Annotated in this window: 20 protein-coding genes and 2 other annotated features; of the genes, 1 reads left to right on the top strand and 19 read right to left on the bottom strand. The window is 43.0% G+C overall.

Translation table 11 applies throughout. From position 1 onward, the window contains the following. Positions 1 to 20 precede the first annotated feature (20 nt). Positions 21 to 1802, bottom strand: a complete 1782-nt coding sequence (aspS, locus tag LFUMFP_RS05120) for an aspartate--tRNA ligase (RefSeq protein ID WP_056950030.1) — start codon at positions 1800 to 1802, stop codon at positions 21 to 23. Continuing rightward, the gene (gene hisS / locus LFUMFP_RS05115; protein WP_025083632.1) at positions 1802 to 3106 is read right to left on the bottom strand and encodes a histidine--tRNA ligase; all 1305 of its coding nucleotides are present in this window, start codon (positions 3104 to 3106) and stop codon (positions 1802 to 1804) included. The genes aspS and hisS overlap by 1 nt, the downstream gene beginning before the upstream one ends. Before the next feature lie 389 nt (positions 3107 to 3495). Between hisS and LFUMFP_RS05110 the strand changes: the two genes are divergently transcribed. Then, a complete protein-coding gene (locus LFUMFP_RS05110; protein ID WP_025083633.1) occupies positions 3496 to 4824 on the top strand; it encodes an N-acetylmuramoyl-L-alanine amidase family protein in 1329 nt (442 codons plus the stop codon). 52 nt (positions 4825 to 4876) lie between these two features. Here the strand turns inward: LFUMFP_RS05110 and cls are convergent, their stop codons facing one another. From cls to LFUMFP_RS05025, 17 genes are all read right to left on the bottom strand, one after another. Next, positions 4877 to 6313: a cardiolipin synthase gene (gene cls, locus LFUMFP_RS05105; protein ID WP_025083634.1), complete on the bottom strand. Its 1437-nt coding sequence runs from the start codon at positions 6311 to 6313 to the stop codon at positions 4877 to 4879. A gap of 12 nt (positions 6314 to 6325) precedes the next feature. Next, positions 6326 to 7123, bottom strand: coding sequence for an amino acid ABC transporter substrate-binding protein (locus LFUMFP_RS05100; RefSeq protein ID WP_056950028.1), 798 nt, complete (start codon positions 7121 to 7123; stop codon positions 6326 to 6328). Positions 7124 to 7127: 4 nt separating this feature from the next. Continuing rightward, complete coding sequence (locus LFUMFP_RS05095) at positions 7128 to 7763, bottom strand: amino acid ABC transporter ATP-binding protein (protein ID WP_025083635.1); 636 nt, start codon at positions 7761 to 7763, stop codon at positions 7128 to 7130. 12 nt (positions 7764 to 7775) lie between these two features. Further along, complete coding sequence (locus LFUMFP_RS05090; protein WP_106483193.1) at positions 7776 to 8420, bottom strand: amino acid ABC transporter permease; 645 nt, start codon at positions 8418 to 8420, stop codon at positions 7776 to 7778. 156 nt (positions 8421 to 8576) lie between these two features. Beyond that, positions 8577 to 8800 (bottom strand) — a binding site (T-box leader). A 48-nt stretch (positions 8801 to 8848) separates the two neighbouring features. After that, on the bottom strand, positions 8849 to 9643 hold the full coding sequence (minD, locus tag LFUMFP_RS05085; RefSeq protein ID WP_056950026.1) for a septum site-determining protein MinD: 795 nt from the start codon (positions 9641 to 9643) through the stop codon (positions 8849 to 8851). 2 nt (positions 9644 to 9645) lie between these two features. Beyond that, complete coding sequence (locus tag LFUMFP_RS05080) at positions 9646 to 10317, bottom strand: septum site-determining protein MinC (RefSeq protein WP_025083637.1); 672 nt, start codon at positions 10315 to 10317, stop codon at positions 9646 to 9648. A gap of 16 nt (positions 10318 to 10333) precedes the next feature. After that, positions 10334 to 10864: a rod shape-determining protein MreD gene (gene mreD, locus LFUMFP_RS05075; RefSeq protein WP_106483192.1), complete on the bottom strand. Its 531-nt coding sequence runs from the start codon at positions 10862 to 10864 to the stop codon at positions 10334 to 10336. Between the two features lies 1 nt (position 10865). Beyond that, positions 10866 to 11726, bottom strand: a complete 861-nt coding sequence (gene mreC, locus LFUMFP_RS05070) for a rod shape-determining protein MreC (protein WP_056950034.1) — start codon at positions 11724 to 11726, stop codon at positions 10866 to 10868. Between the two features lie 154 nt (positions 11727 to 11880). After that, positions 11881 to 12885 (bottom strand): rod shape-determining protein, encoded by a 1005-nt coding sequence (locus tag LFUMFP_RS05065; RefSeq protein ID WP_106483191.1) that lies wholly within the window; start codon positions 12883 to 12885, stop codon positions 11881 to 11883. A gap of 162 nt (positions 12886 to 13047) precedes the next feature. Continuing rightward, on the bottom strand, positions 13048 to 13704 hold the full coding sequence (gene radC, locus LFUMFP_RS05060) for a RadC family protein (protein WP_106483190.1): 657 nt from the start codon (positions 13702 to 13704) through the stop codon (positions 13048 to 13050). Between the two features lie 76 nt (positions 13705 to 13780). Further along, positions 13781 to 14428: an HAD family hydrolase gene (locus LFUMFP_RS05055; RefSeq protein WP_106483189.1), complete on the bottom strand. Its 648-nt coding sequence runs from the start codon at positions 14426 to 14428 to the stop codon at positions 13781 to 13783. Next, positions 14421 to 15734 carry a bifunctional folylpolyglutamate synthase/dihydrofolate synthase gene (locus tag LFUMFP_RS05050; protein ID WP_106483188.1) on the bottom strand — a complete coding sequence of 438 codons (1314 nt, stop codon included), beginning with the start codon at positions 15732 to 15734 and terminating at the stop codon, positions 14421 to 14423. The genes LFUMFP_RS05055 and LFUMFP_RS05050 overlap by 8 nt, the downstream gene beginning before the upstream one ends. Positions 15735 to 15861: 127 nt before the next feature. Next, a complete protein-coding gene (locus LFUMFP_RS05045; RefSeq protein WP_106483187.1) occupies positions 15862 to 18510 on the bottom strand; it encodes a valine--tRNA ligase in 2649 nt (882 codons plus the stop codon). A 56-nt stretch (positions 18511 to 18566) separates the two neighbouring features. After that, positions 18567 to 18780, bottom strand: a binding site (T-box leader). A gap of 35 nt (positions 18781 to 18815) precedes the next feature. Continuing rightward, positions 18816 to 19442, bottom strand: coding sequence for a redox-sensing transcriptional repressor Rex (locus LFUMFP_RS05040; protein WP_025083642.1), 627 nt, complete (start codon positions 19440 to 19442; stop codon positions 18816 to 18818). Positions 19443 to 19522: 80 nt separating this feature from the next. Continuing rightward, entirely contained in the window at positions 19523 to 19999 is a 477-nt protein-coding gene (locus LFUMFP_RS05035; protein ID WP_025083643.1) for a universal stress protein, read from the bottom strand. Positions 20000 to 20388: 389 nt separating this feature from the next. Further along, positions 20389 to 21606: a tRNA uracil 4-sulfurtransferase ThiI gene (gene thiI / locus LFUMFP_RS05030; RefSeq protein ID WP_025083644.1), complete on the bottom strand. Its 1218-nt coding sequence runs from the start codon at positions 21604 to 21606 to the stop codon at positions 20389 to 20391. Between the two features lie 24 nt (positions 21607 to 21630). Then, positions 21631 to 22779, bottom strand: coding sequence for a cysteine desulfurase family protein (locus tag LFUMFP_RS05025; protein ID WP_025083645.1), 1149 nt, complete (start codon positions 22777 to 22779; stop codon positions 21631 to 21633). Positions 22780 to 22903: the final 124 nt, after the last annotated feature.

The raw sequence follows: 22903 nt of genomic DNA, 5'->3' as shown, positions 1-22903 counted from the left end.
CTACCCGCAACTCAACACACTTACTTGTCTAATTCTGCTTTAACTTCAGGTTCGACTTCCAAACCTAATTCATCTAGTTGCGCATCAGCTACGCGACTAGGCGCACTCGTCATTGGTTCTGAGGCGTGTGAATTTTTAGGGAAAGCAATTACGTCGCGGATGTTATCACGATCAGATAATAACATGGCGAAGCGATCTAAACCAATCGCAAAGCCACCATGTGGTGGGAAACCATAATCCATGGCACTTAATAAATGACCAAATTGTTCTTCAGCCGTTTCAGGGGTAATATCTAACGCTTTAAACATCTTTTCTTGGACATCACGTTGATAGATACGGAGTGAACCGCCACCTAATTCGTAACCATTTAAAATAATATCGTATGATTGCGCGTGGGCTTTATGCGGATCAGTCTCTAATAAATCAATATCGGTATCGTTCGGACGCGTGAAGGGATGGTGAGCTGCAATCCAGCGACCAAAACCTTCGTCGTATTCGAATAATGGCCAGTCAACGACCCATAGATAAGCGAATTGTGATTCATCGACTAAGCCCATTTCATGGGCAAAGTGTTTCCGTAAATAACCTAAACTATCACAAACGACTTGGAATTTATCGGCAACGAACATGATTAAATCGCCATCTTTGGCCGATAACGTCGTTAATAATTCACTCGTTTGTTCCTTTAAGAACTTAGCGGTTGGACCGGTTAATTCACCATCGGCCACTTTAACCCAAGCGAGGCCTTTAGCACCGTAACGCTTGATGTAATCCGTTTGTTCATCCATTTTTTTACGAGAATACTTTTCAGCCCCACCAGGCACAACGATGGCGCGAACCAAGTTACCATTATTGACAGTCTCGCTAAAGACCTTGAATGAGCTGGTTTTCATCATGTTGGTTAAATCTTGAATTTCTAAATCAAAACGAATATCGGGCTTGTCTGAACCATAACGGTCCATCGCATCTTGCCAGTTCATGCGTTTGAATGGTGTTGGCACATCAATTCCCATAACATCTTGCATGACTTGTTTGATGATCCCTTCTGCTTGCGTTTGAATTTCTTCAGCGCTCATAAATGACGTTTCCACATCGATTTGTGTAAATTCAGGTTGACGGTCACCACGTAAATCTTCATCACGGAAACAACGGGCCATTTGATAATAACGATCAAAGCCAGCATCCATTAATAATTGTTTGAAAACTTGGGGAGATTGAGGTAGCGCATAAAAGCTGCCTGGATAAACCCGTGAAGGCACCAAATAATCCCGAGCGCCTTCTGGTGTTGAACGCGTTAAATTAGGCGTTTCAATGTTTAAAAAGCCGTTGTTATCCAAGTATTTATGGGCCGCTTGGGTAATCTTTGAACGACGGATGATGGCTTGTTGCATTTCGGGCCGCCGTAAGTCTAAATAACGGTATTTTAATTTTGTTTCTTCAGCCGTTGTAATGCCATCTTTAATTTCAAACGGTAAATTCTTGGCTTCATTTAAAATCGTTAATTCACTGACGATCACTTCGACTTTACCAGTCTTCATATCCGGATTAATCGCAGCTGCATCACGGGCTTGAACTAAACCAGTGACTTCAATCACGTATTCATTCCGCAACGTATTGGCCAAGGCTAATACTTCAGGTTGATCCTGATTGAAAACCAATTGAACGATGCCTTCGCGATCACGAAGATCAACGAAGATTAAATTGCCTAAACTCCGGCGTTTTTGAACCCAACCGTGTAAGGTCACTGTTTGACCGATAAAGCTGTCATTGACTAAACCATTGTAAGTTGTCCCTGTTTTCATTATGCATTCTCTCCTTGGGCAGCAATTTGTGCTTGGACTGCCTTAAAATCAGTTAGTAAGTCAGCCATGGCTACCGTAATTTCAACACCACTGACCATATTTTTAACGTGTGCGCTTTGTTCTTCTAATTCTGATTCACCAATCGTAATCACTAATTGAGCGTTAAGCTTATTAGCGGTTTTGAATTGGGCTTTAGGTTTGCGATCTAAATAATCACGATCCGCCGTAAAGCCAGCTTGGCGAATACTTTCAACAATTTGTAAAGTCGTTGGACTGGTTTCAATTCCAATCCCAACCACGTAAGCATCTAATGGCGCTTCAACCACTAGTTGGTCATTTTGGGCGTTCATTAGGAGTAATAAGCGTTCAACGCCTAAACCAAATCCACAACCGGCCATTGCAGGACCGCCAAGTTGTTCGACTAGCCCGTTGTAACGACCACCCGCTAGAATCGTCGTATAACCACGACCGAGCACCTTATTGTTGGTCATGATTTCAAAAATGGTATGGTTATAGTAATCTAGACCACGCACCATTTCAGTATCAATTTCATACGGAATCTTTAGCGTATCCAATAGTTGTTTAACCGTCGCGAAATGCGCCTTAGCGTCATCCGTCAAGTAATCCAAAATCACCGGTGCGTCTTTCACAATTTCTTGATCCTTGGCATCTTTACTATCTAAAACCCGTAATGGATTTTTGTACAATCGGACTTTAGAATCAGCACTTAATTCGTCAAAATGGGGTTCTAAATAGCTGACGAGCGCTTCATGATAAGCCGCGCGACTATCCGCATCACCCAACGTATTAATCGCGAGTTTCAAATCGGTAATTTGGTATTCGCGCAACAAGGTCATCGCCATGCTGATGACTTCGACATCTACTGCGGGACTATCAGCACCAAAGGCTTCGACCCCAATTTGATGAAATTGGCGTTGACGGCCTGATTGTGGCCGTTCATAACGAAACATCGGTCCCATGTAATAGACCTTGTAAGGTTTTTGATGTTCAGGACCGTAGAGTTTGTTTTCAACAAAGGCCCGGACAACGCCGGCAGTTCCTTCAGGACGGAGTGCGATGTGACGATCACCTTTATCCATAAAGTCATACATTTCTTTACTGACAATGTCCGATGTATCACCCGAACTCCGTGAGAAAACATCATAGCTTTCAAAAAGCGGTGTCCGAATTTCCTTAAATTGATAACGATTAAAAATATCACGTGCGGTTTTTTCGACAAGTTGCCATTGGCTCGATTCGCCAGGTAAGATGTCAGCAGTGCCTTTTGGCTTTTGATAGCCCATCTTTCATTCCTCCAAAATAGATACCAAACAAAAAAGCACCCCTGTTGTTGAACAAGGGTGCTTAATCTGCACGGTACCACCTTAATTTTTGCTTGATCATAACGTTGTTGCCAACGGTGTTTATTGCTAAACACGAACCTCAAAAGCTGTCAGGTGCCACGTGATTTCTTTCAGCATTGAAATCTCTCTGTTTGGGTGGTTTATTATTGCTCCATCAACGGTCATAAGTTATTCTGTTGCTATAAGATTAACGTTATTTACGCCAAAAGTCAATATTTCTTGAATTTTTTGTAATTTTTTTAGCTTATCCCTTTAGAATACGCGGATTTTTGCTATAATTAATAATATGAATTACCTACTAAAATAAAATTAACAAAGGTGTTGAAGAAATGCAAAAACCTTTGAATTGGCTGAAACGCTATCCAGCCGTCATATTGTTGTTAATCATCGTTGGTGTGGGCCTTTTTGCCACACATGTTCTAGCGACTTATCAACAAATTACAATCAAAGCAAACGTCGTCAATGTTCGTCAGGGTCCCGGATTATCGTATGATGTGATGGAACAAGCGAGTAAAGGCGAATCAATGAACGTCATTTCCCAGAAAAATAATTGGTATCAGGTCCGTTTAAGTGGTGATAAAATCGGTTGGGTCGCGAGTTGGTTAGTCGACAATACCGAAGTCAGTGCAACCTCTAACCGGGTGGCCAAGGTCACCTATACGTTTGCCAATGTCCGCAAGAGTAGCAATTCGACTAGTCAGTTATTGGGGAAGCTAAATAAAGGCGATCAAATTACCGTCTTGTATCAACAGAATGGTTGGAGTCAGATTAAATATAATAACGCCGTTGGTTGGGTCCAAAGTAGTTTAATCAGTGTCACCGATGATGCTCCAACGACGGTTCAAAAAACAACCACCACCGCTGATTCTAGTTCAACCACGCAAACATCGACCGATATTCAATCAGTCACGACGCAGTTGAATGATACGAAGTTACGCAGCGGTCCCGCCACGACTTACGACTATTCCAAAACCTATGCCGCCAATACCAAGCTAACCTATGTTAGTAAGAGTGGTTTATGGTATCAGGTTAAGGATGCTGACGGGAACACCGGTTATGTTGCCAGTTGGGTCGTGACCCCATCCGCTACCGATGAAGTCGTCAAAACAAGTGCCACTTCCCTTTCTGAAGCCACAATCGTCTTAGATGCCGGTCATGGTGGTAGCGATGTTGGTGCCCTTTCAACGGGTGATAAGTATGAAAAAACTTACACGCTTGAAACGGTTAACGCAATTGCGAAGAAATTACGGGCGGCTGGCGCAAACGTCGTCTTAACGCGATCATCTGATAAGTTTATCGATCTCGCCCCCCGACCGGTTGTCGCCAATAAAATTAAAGCGGATGCGTTCATTAGTATTCATTTTGATTCGAGTACTAATGCCAATGAAGCCAGTGGGACCACGACCTATTACTATTCAAGCAGCAAGGATAACACGCTGGCTAAAGCGATTAATGCGCAGACGAAAACCTTGCCGTTAACTAATCGTGGGATTGAATACGGCAATTACCAAGTGCTCCGTGATAATAAACGCCCTTCTGTCTTACTTGAATTAGGTTACATCAACAACGATACTGATTTTAATTACATTAGTAGCAGTAGTTACCAAGAACAAGTCGCAACAGCCGTTTATAACGGTTTAACGGATTACTTTAAATAATCAAAAACAGCGAACCGTCCAATCAATCTTGGATGGTTCGCTGTTTTTTGATTTATAAAATCGGTGCTAATAATCTAGCGAGGTCTTGTCTCATCCGTTGACCCGTCGTCTGTTGTGCCAAGCGCTGTTTAGTCAATGGCAAGCACAACTTGAGATCAATTTGAAAATCTTGTTCTAATTGGGTCGTTAAGGATGGATCGTATAAGAAACAGGTCGTTTCAAAATTCAACTTAAAACTGCGGATATCTAGGTTAGCCGTGCCGATTGCTGCTAGTTGACCATCAATCATCATTGCGCGCACGCGGAAGCCACTAGACTGGTATAAATAGACCTGTCCGCCGGCTCTCACAATTTGGCGTGCATAGTAGAGATTGGCCTGATGGACTAGTCGGTGTTTCGGATTTTCAGGAATCATAATCTTAACCGTGACCCCCGAATTAATCGCTAACACTAAGGCTGCCAATACCGAATCATCCGGAATAAAATACGGTGTTTGAATCCACAATCGTTTTTTAGCGGCCGCAATTGTTTTTAAGAAACCTAATTTAATTTCAGGCAGTTCTCGATCGGGTCCCCCAGAAACGAGTTGCATATTAGTCGTCCCGTGTTCAGCCGACGTTGGAAAATAGGCTGGGCTATAATAAACTTTGGATTGACGCGTTGCAGCATTCCAGTCCATAAAAAAACGGGCTTGAAAGGATAATACGCCATCACCGGTGATCTTTAAACGGGTATCCCGGGCTAATGAGCCACGGTAATAATTAAACTGGTTAAAATCGCCTAAAAACGCGGTATTACCGTCAATAATCGCAAATTGCCGGTGATTTCGAAAGTTAAACCGAAAATTAATGAACCGAAATTTAGAGCTAAAAAACGGTGTCACTTGTCCGCCCGCTTTCAGTAAGGGTTTAAAAAAATGCCGCGAAATTTTCTGAGAACCAAACGCATCGTAAATTACGCGGACCTTGACCCCCTGTTGGGCCTTATAAGCCAGTAAGTTGACCAGTTGCTTCCCATGAGCGGATTCAAAGAAGGCGTAGTATTCGAGATGAACATGGTCACGTGCACTGTTAATATCAATTAATAAGCGTTGATACGCCTCAGGTAGTTCCGTTAAGACCGACACCTGATTTTCGCGCGTTAAAACCGCCGTATTCGACACCAAGAAAAGGTTAATTAGACTTTGGATTTCAGGGGATAGCGTTGGTTCAGCTTGCGTTTTCAATTGGCGCATCCGCTCTTTTTGTTCAGTCACTCGTTGGTCAATTCCGAGCCGAGCTTGCGTTTTTAAATCATAAATTTTTTCTTCGGATATTTTTTGACCAAAAAAGAGGTACAAAATAAAACCAACAATTGGCAATAAAATTAAAACTAATAACCACGCCCAAGTCGCCGCAATATCCCGTTGTTGCCGGAATACCGTGATAATGGCCCCAAACGTATTCACCACAACAATGATGACGATGCCCCAAACAACGATGGCTGTCATGCTCACTTCACCCTACTTTTTAAACCATTTTGCTTGAATCTTTGCTAGTTGTCCGTTGGCTTTCAAGGTCGCGTAGCGCTGATTAATAAATTGGCGTAATTTTTTATCTTGAGGTCGCATGCCAACCGCAAATTGTTCGGCTGCAAACGGCGATTCAATCGCTTGAAAATCGGCCCCATTTTGACGCGCTTTAATTTCAAATTCAGCATAGACTTCATCGATTAACAACCCATCGATGCGCTTCGCTTGTAAATCAATAAACGCGTTATTATAAGTATCATATAAGATTGCTGTCTTTTGTGCAATCTTCTGCTTCAGAATTGTTGGTCGACTATCCAATTGTTCCATACCAGAAGAACCGGTTTGAACGCCTAATTTTTGGCCCGTTAAATCGGCAATCTGATTAATTGGTTGGCTTTTAAGTGAGACAATCATTTGGTGGTTGGTTAAATAGGATGTACTGAAGGCCACTCGTTTAGCCCGCTGCGCCGTTTTAGAATAGCCACTCCAAATCAAATCGATCGTTTGATTGTTGAGTTCAGTTTCCTTCATGTCCCAATCAATCGTTTGAAAATCAATTTTAATCCCACTGCCTTTAAAAATGGCGCGCGCTAACTCAATATCAAAACCGGTTAGTTGACCATTTTTAGCCCGATAAGTCATCGGGACAAAACTATCGTCGATCCCAATCACAATTTTTTGTTTCTTTTGAATACTGGCCCACTGATCTTGTTGGTGGTTTGGCCCACATCCGGCCAGCAACAAGACGCTGCCGAATAAGACGGTCAATAACGTTACTATTTTCTTCATATTGTTAAACCTCGTTTGGCTGTAATTCGAAGATTTGATCCGCAATCTTATGCGCAAATTGAATATCATGAGTGACGACAATTTGAGTCATTTCACGTTTTTTTAAATCCAGAATTAATTGCGCCACACTTTCAACTAGCGATGGATCTAGTGCACTGGTTGGCTCATCATAACAGAGAATCTCAGGTTGCATCGCAAGTGCTCGCGCAATCGCAACCCGTTGGCGTTGGCCACCTGATAATTGAAATGGATAAGCACTGCTCTGGTTCGCTAAGCCTAGTTGGGTCAATAGTTGTTGACCAGCTGTTTGTGCCGTTGCTTTCGCCATTTTTTTAACCATTTTAGGGGCTAATGTGACGTTTTCTAAAACTGACAAATGTGGAAATAATCGGAAATCTTGAAAAACAACGCCGATTCGGCCTTCTTTTTCAGCCGCACTCGGTTCGTAGGCTTCGCCATCAATGATGAATTGACCGCTGTCTGGTTGGTCTAACCCACTCATCAACCGTAATAACGTTGATTTACCCGCACCACTGGGCCCCACAATTGCCAAGATTTGGCCACTTTCGACCGTTAAATTTAAATCGGTTAAAATTCGCCGACCTTTAAAAGATTGATTAATATTGACTAATTGAAACATCTGAAACCCTCCTTAACGGTAATAGCGATAGTAGCGTTCTAATTGGCGCAACACACCGGTACAAATCGCAGTTAATAATAGATAAACAATCGCCACTAACACCAGTGGTAATAAATTGACATCGCTCGCACTGGCAACATTGCCGGCCCGTAGCAAATCGCCAATCCCAATCACGTACACTAGGGATGAATCCTTGATTAAGTTAATCACTTCATTGCCGACTGACGGTAACACAATTTTAACCGTCTGAGGCACGATGATTTTGCGAATTGTTTGCGGATAGGTTAAACCCAACACATGAGCGGCTTCAATTTGATTGCCATCGACGGCTTGAAACCCACCTCGAAAAATTTCGGCGAAATAGGCCGCATAATTTAGAATAAAGGCCAATAGCGCCGCGTCAAATCGGTTAAAGACAATCCCAACGACCGGTAGCCCGTAAAAAATAAAAATCAATTGCAATAGTAACGGCGTGCCCCGCATCAACCAAACATAGATATTCAATAAATAATTGAGCGGTTTAAACTTGGCTAATAACCCTAAGCTTAAAAACAGGCCCAACGGAATCGAACCTAAGACCGTTAAACTAAAAATGGCCAGTGTCATTTTGGCACCACTTAGCAAAGCTGGTAAAATGGATAAACTATATTGAATCATATTGTGCTCCTTTCAAGCGTTCAAATAAAAAAGCCCTCTTCGTGCCTAAACACAAAGAGGGCGACTGATCGCGGTTCCACCTCAAATACTTGTTGATCTTACAATCAACAACTCACGTAGTTCTAAATGCAACAAAAAAGTCCCCTCGGATTACTCCAAGAGGACGAATTTATCGCGGTTCCACCTCAGTTTAATAAACGACTCACATCGTCTAAACTTATGTAGTTTTAAAACTACAGCGATAACGGGCTAACGGATTATCTTACTATTGGTTCAGATAATCAACTCACGGATGTGCCATTAATTTTAACGGTCTGACTTCCACCAAACGTCAGCTCTCTGTTTCCCTTAAATTAATTTGGTCCGTTCACAGTTTCAAGTATTGTGATTATTCTAGTCGATATTTTCTGAAAAGTCAACCAGTTTAATTATTTACGACCGAAAAGGCGTGCCCAGAAGCCGACTTTCCGTTCCTTTAACGTCATCAATGGCACGGTTTCACCTAATAAACGGCGGGCAATGTTGCGGTAGCCTTGGCTCGCTGAATTTTTAGGATCTAAAACGATTGGTTCACCCGCATTGGACGTCTTAATGACCGCATCGTCATCAAAAACAATCCCCAATAACGGAATCGATAGATGCTTCGTAATTTCATCAACATCCATCGTTTCGCCTTCATTCATCATGTGGCGGCGAATTCGGTTGATCACTAAGCGGGGTGCAATTTGCATTTCATGTTCTTCTAACAAACCAACCACTCGATCAGCATCACTGACGGAAGAAATTTCCGGGGTCGCAATTACAATCGCCCCATCAGCACCAGCAATCGCATTTTTAAAGCCTGATTCAATTCCGGCTGGACAATCCAGAATCACGAAATCAAATTCTTCTTTAAGTTCATTGACAATCGCCGTCACTTCTTCGGGTTCAAGCGCTTCTTTATCCGCATTTTGAGCAGCGGGCAATAAATATAGTTTTTCATCAAAACGTTTGTCTTTGATTAAAGCTTGGTGTAACTTCGCGCGACCCTGTGCAACATCCACGATATCATAAATAATCCGGTTGCTGAGGCCCAAAACAACGTCTAAATTACGCAAACCAATGTCTAAATCAAGCAGACAAACTTTTTTATCTAAAAGGGCTAGTGCGGTCCCAATGTTCGCACTCGAAGTTGTTTTACCAACGCCACCTTTACCCGATGTAATCACTAAAGCAGTTCCCATAGTTATTGCTCCTTCATTTTACGATATAATTTTGGATTGATTTGTTTTAAATCAGTTATCGCTCCATAATCAATCACGTGTAAATCATTAATGTAACTCATACTTTGTGCAGTGAATTGATTTTTTTTATGATCAAGAATTTCCACCGCATCCGCAATTCGTAATTGCACCGCGTGTGATAAATCCCCAGCAATCACAGCTTCTGGATTATCAGGATAACCAGCATGAACAATTCCGGCGACTTCCCCGAGGACAAAAATACTGCCTGAGGCTTTAACGGTTGCACCTTGATGTAAATTGCCGACAAACAACACGTCGCCGTCGTAGTTCACTTCTTGACCACTCCGTAACACGTTTGGTTCAACGTGGAGCCGATCAGCTTCTCTTTGCGCCGTCGCTTCTTCAATCGTCATCACTAATGATTGAATCCGGTTGACTTGGAATTCTGGGAAGCGCGCTAACGTCGTTTGCAAGGCGGTTTCTTGTGCTTCGTTTAACAGCCGTAAGCCGGTCGTTAATTCCAATTCAATTTTATCGGAGCCCAATGTTGGTTGTTCCTGACGGATTTTGGTTAATAATTCGGCCAACGCCAACAAGGCCTGATCGAAATCAGCCCCTGCGTCAATATTTAACTCAAATCCTTCTTTGCGTCCTCTTAATGTGACTGCATCCATAAAAAAATCAAACCCCTTATCGTTCTGATTTTAATTTTAGCAATAAATACTTGATAGGCAAATATAAAAAGATAAAAAATACTAAATTCAAGGCAATCGTTGGCGCTAAAACGTTGCTGATAAAGTCAACTGGAATCGTCGTCACAATGCCGGCCATTCGATTGAATAGGTAAATGACGGTTTCTAACAACGTTAAACTAATCAGATAAACCAACGCGATAAAAAACGGTGAATCTGGTAAATACTGTTTTAAATACCGCACAACGTACATAATCAATGGTACGGCAAATGTGTACATCCCGAGCATCCCCGTATAATACAAATCATAAATTAAACCGATTCCGATTGCGTACCATGGTAGTCGCGTTTCTTCTGGCAGGATAAACGCCGCTAAAACGAGCACTAACATGAACAACCGACTAATAATCGTGTAATCGGGTGTGTAAAGCCAAATTTGGCCTAAGAGACTAATTGAACCATCGAGATAAAAGGCGATCATTATATAAATGGGTAATAAACAGCGATTTTTCAAATGGGTTGTCGCCATCTTACTCACCTTCAATCGTACGTTTAATCACGGTCACGACGGTTAAATTATTTAAATCAGCCGCGGGTGTGACGTAGACCGTTAAGGCTAGACCATAATCATCTTTTTTAACAGACGCAACTTTACCAATATACAACCCTTTAGGCGTTAAGCCACCTAAACCAGAGGTAATGACTTTATCGCCTTTGGCAATGTTGGTGTCGGTCTTAATTTGACCTAGTTTTAATTGTTTACGATCAGCATTGTAACCGGTCATGATACCGTTGACTTGTTTACCGTCTTTCGTATCAACAACGGCTGCAAAACCGTTACTTGAACCGCTGGTACTTGAAACTAATTCAACTTTCGAATTCGTTTTATTGACTTCAGTGATGCGACCAATAATTCCAGATTCAGACATGACGGGCATGTTCTTCTTCAAACCAGCCAAAGCGCCTTTATTAATCACCAAGGCGTTTTGCCAGTTGTCCGGATTACGCGATAAAACCGAGGCCGTCACCGTCGTATAATCGGTTAGCGTCCCTTTTAATTTTAATTCCTTTTTTAAACTAGCATTTTCTTCTTTTAACGTTTGCGTTTGCACCTTGGTTTGCGCTAAATCATCCAATTGTGCTTTTAAATCTTTATTTTCTTGATAAGTGTTCACTAGATCTGTTAAGGCGTCGACGCCGTGACCAATACCGTTCGCCGGAACGCTCACGACTTGGTTCGTAATACCGACGACATCGTTGCCGAATTGTCGCACAAAATTGGGGGCTTTTTTACTATTACGCAAGCCAACTGACATTGCGACCAGTCCCATGCAGACAATTAACGTAACTAATAAAACAATTAATTTTTTATTCGAGAAAAACTTTTGCATGGTTTCTTCGCCACCATCCATCTTTAATAGCCTAAATGTGGGACAAAAAACGATTAGGCGGTTTCTAAACTAGTCTCTTGATTCACAACCCGAATCAGTCTCTAATTTAGGTGTTCCACAAACTAACCACTTCTTGTCCCACTTTTAAGATTGTTTAATTTTTTTTCATAACATCGATGTTCTTAAGTGATTCACCAGTACCGACCGCAACACAATCCAATGGATCTTGTGCGATGAATACTGGAACCTTAGTGGCATCCGAAATAACTTCTGGTAAATGTTTCAATAAAGCACCACCACCCGTTAAAACAATCCCGTGATCAATGACGTCAGCGGCAATTTCAGGTGATGTTTCTTCAAGGGTTTCTTTGATGGCTTCGATAATCGCAGTCACGACTTCTTTAATCGCTTCAGCAATATCAACGGCTTGAATATCAACCGTCTTAGGTAAACCAGTCACTAAATCGCGACCGCGAATACTCATTGGTTCGATTTCTTTAGCGCGTTCAGGTGATGCTGAAGCAATTTGGAATTTGATTTGTTCAGCAGTCCGTTCACCAATTAATAAATTACTGTTTTGACGAATATATGAAATAATCGCATCATCTAATTTATCACCGGCCATCCGGATTGAACGACTTGAAACAATCCCACCTAATGAAATCGTCGCAACGTCAGTTGTCCCACCACCGATATCAACAACCATGCTACCCGTTGGATCCATCACTGGAAGACCGGCACCAATTGCTGCGGCAAATGGTTCTTCAATCACATAAGCATCGCGAGCGCCAGCGACTTTAGTTGCGTCGATAACGGCCCGTTTTTCTACTTCTGTGACACCACTAGGGACGCAGACGATTACAAATGGTTTGCCAGATGAACGACCTAATGATTTTTCGATGAAATATTTAAGCATCGCTGCAGTTGTATCATAATCAGCAATCACGCCATCTTTCATGGGGCGAATCGCAACAATATTGCCAGGTGTCCGGCCAATCATGTCACGTGCTTCAGAACCAACGGCAATGACGTCACCGGTCTGTGTATTTTTAGCGACAACAGAGGGTTCTCTTAAGACGATATCTTTACCGTCCATGTATACGAGCGTATTTGCGGTACCTAAGTCAATACCGATGTTTTTAGTCCCTAATCCGAACACTATTTTTCTCTCCTTCGATAACCAAACGTTTTTATAGTCATTGGCATTATATCATAATTTTTCATAATAAAAAACGCAATGTAACTACATGTTAACGGATTTTCATGATTATTTTCATCTCTATACCAAAATTAAAAGATTCTTAACCAAAATTTAAACGCCTTAATCGGTTAAATAGCCCTCTTCACGCAAACTTAAATAGTGCTGGCTACCGATAATCAGATGGTCCAAACAAGTAATCCCCATTAACTCACCGCAACCTGTCACCCGTTTCGTAAAGGCGATATCCTGAGTTGAAGGCGTTAATTGGCCACTCGGATGATTGTGCACCAAAATAAATTTGGCGGCCGAATACTGCACCGCTAATTTAAAAATTTCACGCGGATGGGCCACCGAACTATTTAAGGTCCCGATATAAATTTGTTTAATTTGAATCACCTGGTTTTTAACATCCAATAACACCACTAATAGCTGTTCTTGCGTTTCGCCCGCCAATAAATCAATCATTCGCTGACCGACCATCTGACTCGAAGCAATCACGCCAAAGCGAATCGTTCGTTGCATTTGCAATCGATGACTCAGTTCACAGATTGCTTGAAGTTCCATCGCCTTAACCGGACCAATCCCGGTCAAACGCACTAATTCTGTTAAACTGGCTTGTTCTAAATCGCGAAAATCAGGATATTGTTTTAACAGCGATTGCGCCACTTCTTGGACCGTTGCTTGTTGATTGCCAACGCGTAATATCACAGCGGCCAATTGTTCATCCGTTAGACTAGCAGCGCCGTGTTGCATGAGTTGTTCCCGTGGTTTAAACATCGTTACCTCCCCATCAAAAAAAGCAGTTCAGCTGAACTGCTTTTAGTCCTTCTCTCAATCATACGTGAGAAGTTGATTATTTTTTGAGGAACGGAATCACTTCTGCTAAGTTAGCCACCGTTGCGAGCGTTTGTTGGTTCGTGATTGCAGTTGGCGCCACCATATCCGGAATCATGATCACCGGAATATTCGCGCGGCTAGCCGCTAACACACCATTGGGTGAATCTTCTAAAACCAACGCTCTAGCGGCTGGCAAGGCCAATTGATCTAGCGCCTTCAAAAAGATTTCCGGGTTGGGTTTACTGTGGGTCACTTCATCCCCGGTCACAATCCGATCAAACCGGGTTCTTAGGCCGGTGCTTTGCATAAAATCATCGACCATGTTTCTGAAATTACTGGACGCAATAACCCGATCAATCCCTTGATCATCACAGTAGTCCAATAATTCAACCAACCCAGGTTTAATCGCAACACCGTCATTTTGGACGACTTCTTCGACCTTAGCGTAAGATAACGCAATAAACTGGGTCATCTTATCAGTTGAACCGAGTTTCGTTTCAAAATATTGACGCATGTACTGATCGGTTGTCCCCAAAATCGCGTGTTGATCATCGGCCGTTAATTCAAAACCCATCGTGTGGGCGGCCATTCGATTTGCTTGGTAGTACACTTTTTCAGAATCGACCAATAAGCCGTCCATATCAAAAATAATCCCGTTAGTCATCAATTGTCTCTCCTTTAAAATAGCTCCGAATGGCGCTGATTAAATACAGTGAACCGGTAATCACCAACACGTCATCGGTTGAAATATCGGCCAATATACGGGTTAGGGCGACCGGCCAATCTGGTTCAATCGCAATTTCTGAATCGACCTGCGCATACTGTTCTGGCGTTGCGGCGCGTGGATTGTCCGGCACCGTCGTCAATAACAAGGTGCTGGCCACTTTTTTAAGCGGTGGTAACATCTGTGCCAAGTTCTTATCGCCTAATGCGCCAAATAACAACCGAATATCACGGCCTTTAAATTGGTGGCGAATCGTCTTAACCAGTTCCGCAATTCCTTCCGGATTATGCGCCCCGTCCAGAATAATGAGCGGTTCATCATTGATTTTTTCAAAGCGACCGGGCCATGTCGCTTGCTTCAACCCCCGTTTAATCGTCAAAATGTCGACAGGCAGGTGCTGTTGTGCTAAATAAGTCAAATAGGTTTGTAACGCAACCGCCGCGTTTTGAATCTGATAATCACCCATTAAGGGGATTTGTAATTGTTGTAGTCGATTAGCTTGATTACTAAAGATTAATTGTTGACCCCAAGTTGGCAGGGTCTTCGTCAAGCGGGCTTCGAAATCGACCCCATTGATGGCTAGTGGACTCGCTAAACGTTTGGCGGTTTCCGTAATCACAGCTTGCGCTTCACTTGGTAAACGGCCAATGACAACGGGGTGGTGGCCTTTAATAATCCCCGCTTTATGGGTGGCAATCGCGCCTAAGGTTGGTCCCAATAAGTTTTGATGATCTAAGCCAACTGAGGTAATCACGGCAATCTGCGGCGTTAGGACGTTCGTTGAATCGTATAAGCCACCAATCCCAACTTCAATCACCGCGATATCAACGGCTTGTTGTTTGAAATAGTCAAACATGACGGCCGTAATCGTTTCAAATTCCGTCACCGCAAATTCCGGATCAGCCGCTTGTAACCGTGAGACTTGTTGTTCAATTTTTTGGACTTCAGCGACTAATTGCGCATCGGGAATCGGGGTTTGATTGATGGCAATTCGTTCGTTAAATCGGGTAATGAACGGCGATGTAAACCGGCCGACATTTAACCCCGTCGCTTCTAGCAAACAAGTGACCATCTTAACGACCGACCCTTTGCCGTTAGTCCCGGTTACGTGAATGAACTGTTGGCCTTCTTGCGGGCACCCCAATGCGTCTAATAAGGCCCCAATTCGGTTTAAATTAGCTTCTTTATGTAATCGTGGTCGGGAATGGATATACGCCAATGCCGACTGGTAATCCGTAACTGTCATGACTTGTTTCTCCTTTATTGCACTGCTTTCATTTTAGCATAGAACACGATTGACCCCCATTAAAAAGTTAGAATAACACAAAGAAGTCCCAAACCACGATTAAGGTTTGGGACTTCTTCGATTGTGCTTAGCGCGCTGCTTTTAATTCAGCTAAACGTTTTTCAGTTGATTGATATTGTTGTTCATAATCAGCTTGTTTGTCACGTTCTTCTTGGACCACTTTTTCAGGGGCCCGATCAGTAAAGCCTTTATTCGACAATTTACCTTGCGCACGTTTAATTTCACCTTGTAGTCGTTTCAATTCACCGCTCAGGCGCGTTATTTCTTCGTCTAAGTCGATTAATTCAGCCAATGGGACATAAACTTCCGCCCCACTGATAATCGCTGTCTTAGCCAAAGCGGGCGCTGTTAAACCAGCCGCAATTTCTAATGACTTCGGATGAATAAAACGTTCGATGAAATCTTGATTCGTTTTGAAAATCGCCGTCAATTTTGCATCTTGAATGTTGATTAAGACGTCAATTGGTTTTGATAATGGCGCGTTAGCTTCTGAACGAATATTACGAACACTGCGAATTAAATCAATAATCGCATTCATTTGTTCCGTGGCTTCAACGTCAACTAATTCGGCATGCACTTCTGGGTAAGTCGCGGTCATGATTGAATCACCATCATGCGGCATACTTTGCCAAATTTCTTCCGTCACAAATGGCATGACGGGGTGCAATAAACGTAACGTTTGGTCTAAGACGTAGGCCAAATTATAACGTTTGTTGGCAATCGCTGTTTGGTCTTCACCATAGAGCACTTCTTTGGCCATTTCGATATACCAGTCACAGAAATCGTTCCAGATAAAGTTGTACAAGGTCCGATCAGCTTCACCAAATTCGAAGTTGTCGTATAAACGAGTGACTTCAGCAACCGTTTGGTTCAATTGGTTTAAGATCCACTTGTCCGTTAAATCTAAATTAGCGGCTTCTGGAATGTGCGTTGGTGCCGGTGTGTCTTCTAGATTCATGATGACAAACCGACTCGCGTTCCAAATCTTATTGATAAAGTTCCAGGCCGCGTCCATCTTCGTATAACTGAAACGCGTATCTTGCCCAGGTGTTGAACCACTCGTCAAGAACCAACGAAGCGCATCCGCACCGTATTTTTCGATGACTTCCATCGGATCAATCCCGTTGCCCAATGATTTACTCATCTTACGACCTTGTTCATCCCGAATTAAACCGTGAATTAGGACGTGTTCAAATGGGCGTTGTTCCGTAAATTCCAGACTTTGGAAAATCATCCGTGAGACCCAGAAGAAAATGATATCGTAACCCGTAACCAACGTGTTGGTTGGGAAGTAACGCTTGAAATCAGGCGCTTCTGTATCGGGCCAGCCCATCGTTGAAAATGGCCACAGGGCACTACTAAACCAAGTATCTAACACATCAGAATCTTGGGTCCAGTTTTCAATATCCTTGGGTGCTTCTTCACCAACGTACATTTCACCCGTTTGTTTGTGATACCAAGCCGGAATTTGATGGCCCCACCATAGTTGCCGTGAAATGACCCAGTCATGCACGTTCTCCATCCATTGGGTAAAGGTGCCTTCAAAACGTTCAGGGACAAAGTTAACCTTTTGATCGGTTGCTTGGTTCTTCAACGCCATTTCAGCTAACGGTTGCATCTTAACAAACCATTGCGTTGATAAGCGGGCTTCGACTTGGACACCCGTTCTTTCAGAATGACCGACACTATGGGTCATTGGATCAACCTTCAATAAATAGCCGGCCGCGTCTAAATCAGCAACAATTGCTTTACGGGCTTCGAAACGGTCCATCCCGTTATATTTACCAGCATTTTCATTCATACTAGCGTCTTCGTTCATGATGTTAATCCGTGGTAAATCATGACGATTACCAACTTCAAAATCGTTAGGGTCGTGAGCCGGTGTGATTTTAACCGCACCCGTTCCGAAATCTTGCGTGACATAGTGGTCCGCAATAATTGGAATTTCTCGATCCATCAAAGGTAAAATCGCTGTTTTACCGATTAAATCCTTGTAACGCGGATCATCGGGATGAACGGCAATCGCTGTATCACCTGGTAACGTTTCCGGACGAGTGGTGGCAATTTCGATATCGCCAGAACCATCAGATAGTGGGTAACGAACGTGATAGAACGCCCCTTCGTCATCTTGATGCAAGACTTCGATATCTGACAAGGCCGTCCGCGCTTTCGGATCCCAGTTGATGATGTATTCGCCACGGTAAATGAGCCCTTTATTGTAGAGCTTCACAAAAACCTTCCGAACGGCATCTGATAAACCGTCATCTAACGTAAAACGTTCCCGTGAATAGTCTAATGATAAGCCTAACTTAGCCCATTGATCATGAATCGTTGCGGCATATTCATCTTTCCATTCCCAAACTTGGTCGATAAATTTTTCACGACCTAAATCATAACGTGAAATGCCTTCTTCAGCTAATTTCGCTTCGACTTTCGCTTGAGTGGCGATCCCCGCATGATCCATCCCTGGTAACCATAAAACATCGTAGCCTTGCATCCGTTTTTGACGGATTAACATATCCTGTAAAGTGGTATCCCAGGCGTGGCCTAAATGTAGTTTCCCCGTCACATTGGGTGGGGGAATAACGATTGAATAGGGTTTGGCATCCGGATTAGCATTGGGTTTAAAGGCATCTGCCTTTAGCCATTCTTGGTAACGGCCGGCTTCGACCCGATTAGGATCGTATTTAGTCGACATCTCTTTTTGATTTGTCATCAGCTTGAACTCCTTTGATATAATTGCGTTTTATGACAACAAAAAAGCATTCATCACAATAGGACGAATGCTTTTCGCGGTACCACCTAAATTGAGACACTAAGGCCTCCAACTCATGACTTGTTAACGGACGGTTTGTCCGGTCATCCCTACTAAGATTCAAGATGACAGCTCACAAGCTACCGCTTAGTAGTGCCTCGGAAGAAGTTGCAGCAAACCTTCTTCTCTCTGGACGAGTTCCTACTAATCGCTCTTGTTCAACGCGTTGTTAATAGTTTAGCTGAGAATCCATGAAAGGTCAACTCTCATTCTTCAAATAATAACAACGTTTGTAATTCAGCCGTTAAATCTAAATAACGGACATTGATGTGGTGTGGCAATTGCAAGCGTGCTGGGGCAAAATTCAGAATGGACGTCACACCAGCTGCCACCAATGTCTCCGCGACTTGCTGGGCGACCTCACTCGGCACCGTCAAAATCGCCGTCGTGATTTGGCGGGTTTGAACTTGCATTGCTAACTCTTGACTCGCATAAACGGGGACCGTGTTCAGCGTTTGCCCGATTAAGGCCGGTTGTTGATCAAACGCACAACTAATCACTAAATTGGGATTACGTTTAAAATTATGTTCGATTAAGGCCCGCCCTAAATTACCGACCCCGACGACCGCGATTTTAGTCGTGATATCCGTCTTTAAGACTTCTGAGAAAATCTTGATGAGATAACTCACCTCATAACCGTAGCCACTGCGACCGAGATCCCCCAAATAGGAAAAGTCCCGCCGAATCGTGGCCGACGGAATCGAAACCAGTTTGGCTAGTTGTTCAGATTTAATCCGTTCAATCCCATCCGTATCCAGTAATTTAAAGTACCGATAATAAATTGGAATTCTGCGTGCAACCGCTTCTGGTAAATTTAACCGTGGCGTCTTCATGGGGTTAACCTCACTTTGCTAATTGATTTACTTAATCATAGCATAAGCGCTTACATTTTTGTGAATTATTTCATTAATTCTTACTTTTCTTCAGTCGCGACTGGTTCTTGAAGCGTCCGTTGTTTAACCAACATCACATTGGTCGTTGCGTGACGACTCACATACTGAGCAACCGAACCCACTAATAGTCGTTGGATAACACCCTTGCCCGTAATCCCCAGCATAATCAGATCAATATGGTAATCGACTGGTAGTGTTTCGGCCAACGCTCGACGGGGATCAGCCACTCGGACAATCGGCACCACTTTAGTCACACCGTGTTCTTCCGCATAACGGGTCGCTTCGTGCACCCGTTTTTCAGCTTCCGCAGTTTCTGCATCAATCATTTGCATCGATGCCCCGACAGCCACCGAAGCGTATTCATTATCCGGCACGATGCTCGCAATAAACAGCGCTGCCCGGTTCCGTTTAGCCACGGCCACGGCTTCCTCAAACGCTTGTTGGGCAATCGTTGAACCATCCAATCCGACCAATATTCGTTGATAATTATCTGCCATCTTAATCGCCTCCTAATTGATTTAAGTTAAGCGTAGCATATTGCCTAAATATAGGGCTATTTTATTGCCCCGATAAATTAATTTTTTTAGTTATTCTGTGTTATACTGAATAAATCATTGAATTCTTTCTAAAATTGAGATTTCTAAAACTAACTAAAACATCATAATTGTCAAACTGATAATATTTAGCTTAAGGAAAGAACGGTTAGACTGTTCGCTCAATGCGATGGTATCAAGTTGGGTTATTAATTAAAGCGTCAAACAGCCGTTGCTGTTTGACGCTTTTTTGTATCTTCTGTAAAAACTAAACGCTGCTTGCATAGCCACCGCCCTCTATAATAACCTCTCCAAATAAAAAAAGCCCAATCAACAGGCTTTTAATATGGGGACTATAGTAATTCCGAAATAATTTCTTCGTCTTGGTTTAAGAATTGGTCGCCGGCTTTAATTTCCGTGACCTTGATGCCAGCTAATGAGCGTTCTAGTAACGCTTCAACGTCGATATTCTTTTCGTAGAAACGCGTTTTATCTAAACGTGGACGCGTCTTTGGTGCGGGTGGTGCAAAAATTGTACAGCAATCTTCAAATGGCATGATTGATAATTCGTACGTGTCGATATCCTTCGCAACAGCAATGATTTCATTTTTATCCATCGTTGCGACTGGCCGGATAATCGGTGTCGTTGAGACGTCATTAATTGCTAGCATACTTTCTAGCGTTTGCGAAGCGACTTGGCCAACTGATTCGCCATTAAAAATCGCAAGACCGTTACGCATTTCGCGAACCCGATCCGTTAAGCGCAACATCATCCGGCGCTGAATGGTCATTAAATACCCTTCTGGTACAGAATGCTTGATTTCTTCTTGGATTTCAGTAAATGGCACTTCGATAAACTTGATACTGCCCACGTAAGGAACCAGTTTAGCGGATAGTTCTTTGGCTTTATTTAAAGCATTATCACTTGTATAAGGCGGGCTGAAGAAATGGACCATTTCGATATCAACGCCCCGTTTCAAGGCTAAATAACCGGCAACTGGTGAATCAATCCCACCAGAAAGCATCAACATCCCTTTACCAGCTGTCCCGACAGGTAAACCACCGGCCCCTTGAATCACTTGGCTCGTCAAATAAATCGCATCTTGGCGCACTTCAACGCGGAACGTGATGTCTGGTTTTTTCATTTGAACTTCTAATTCAGGCAATTCATCTGATAAATAACCACCTAATTCACGGTTCATTTCATTCGTATCTAAAAAGAATTTGTGGTCTGATCGACGTGTGTTGACTTTAAAGGACATTCCAGGTTGACTAATTTCTTGCATCATCGCCAAAGCGGTCGCTTTAACCGCGTCCATGTCTCGTTCAACTTGAATACTAGGTGAGAAATTTTGAATCCCGAAAACGTGGCGTAACCGTTCAATCACGCCATCCGCATCGTCGCCATTCAAGACGATGTGCATCCGGTCACGTTTCGGATGAATACGGAGGTTGGTGTACTCATGTAACGCCTTAGTCACATTCCCGTTTAAACGACCGATAAAGTCGTTGCGGTTCTTACCCTTAGTTGATAATTCGCCGTAGCGAACCATAATTTCAGTATATTGCATGTTGGTCTCCCTTAATCTTGTGGTTTATGAATTAATTTTTCTAAAACGGTCATTGATTCGGTCAAACGATTGAATAAAAGCGTCGGCTTCAGCCAACGTGTTATGTTCGTCCAATGAAATGCGGACTGCGCTGGTCGCAATTTTTTCATTGATATTCATCGCTTTAAGCGTACTAGATTCCGTGCCCTTTTTAGAGGAACAAGCGCTGGTCGTTGAAATGTAAATAGCATCTTCTTCAAAAGCGTGAACGATGGTTTCACCGCGCACCCCTTTAATCGCAAAACACAGTACGTGGGGGGCAAACTCTGGCGTCATTTGTGAAAACATCACGGTTTGATTGGCTTGACTGATATGGTCGTACAACCGTTGCCGAATGGCGTTTTGTTGTTGAACCTTGTTTGCTTCATCGGTTAACAATAACCGCAAGGCTTTGGCCATCGCCGCAATCGCTGGGACATTTTCGGTACCAGAACGCAAATCATGTTCTTGTCCGCCACCGGTTAAGAGTGGCGCGATGTGCCGGCCGCGTTTCTTATACAAGATACCAATCCCGCGGGGGGCGTGGAACTTGTGCCCGGATAACGTCACAAAATCAACGCGTTCGTTAAAAATCGACGATTGCATCCCTTTGCCAATCCCTTGAACGGCATCGACGTGAAAATGAATGTTAGGATAATCCGCTAGAATCGTCGCAACTTCATCTAATGGTTGGCGACTGCCAATTTCATTATTGACCGCCATGATGGACACCAAAATCGTATCCTTGCGAATCGCGACTTTCAAATCAGCCGGGTTAATCCGGCCCATTTTATCAACGGGCAAATAAGTGACTTCAAAGCCCAGTTTTTCCAGTTGTTGCATCGATTTAATGATGGCCGGATGTTCAACCCTAGTCGTAATCAAATGTTTACCGAAAGCCTGCTTCTCAATCGCAGTCCCTTTGAGCACCCAGTTGTCGCCTTCAGTCCCACCGCTAGTGAAAAAAATCTCGTCTGATTGAACCCCTAATAAAGTGGCAATCTGTTGACGTGATTGTTCCAGTATATGGAAGGCTTTCTCACCAATCGCGTGTAAACTCGATGGATTGCCGTAAAATTGCTGACTAACCGCTTGGTAAGTCTCTAACGCGCCTGGTGCAATCTGTGTCGTGGCACTATTGTCAAAATAAATCATATCGATCCTTCTTACTAAAAATTAGTATTTTTGTTTTTCATTATAACAAAGTGAATTTGAAACGCTAGTTATTAATCTTAACAGCTTCATACAAAAAAGACTAGAAATAATTCTAGTCTTTAAC

Source organism: Latilactobacillus fuchuensis (assembly GCF_900258455.1).
GTDB classification, from domain to species: Bacteria; Bacillota; Bacilli; order Lactobacillales; family Lactobacillaceae; genus Latilactobacillus; species Latilactobacillus fuchuensis.
Note: the sequence above shows the minus strand (reverse complement) of the source record. Positions and strands in the feature narration are given on the sequence as shown.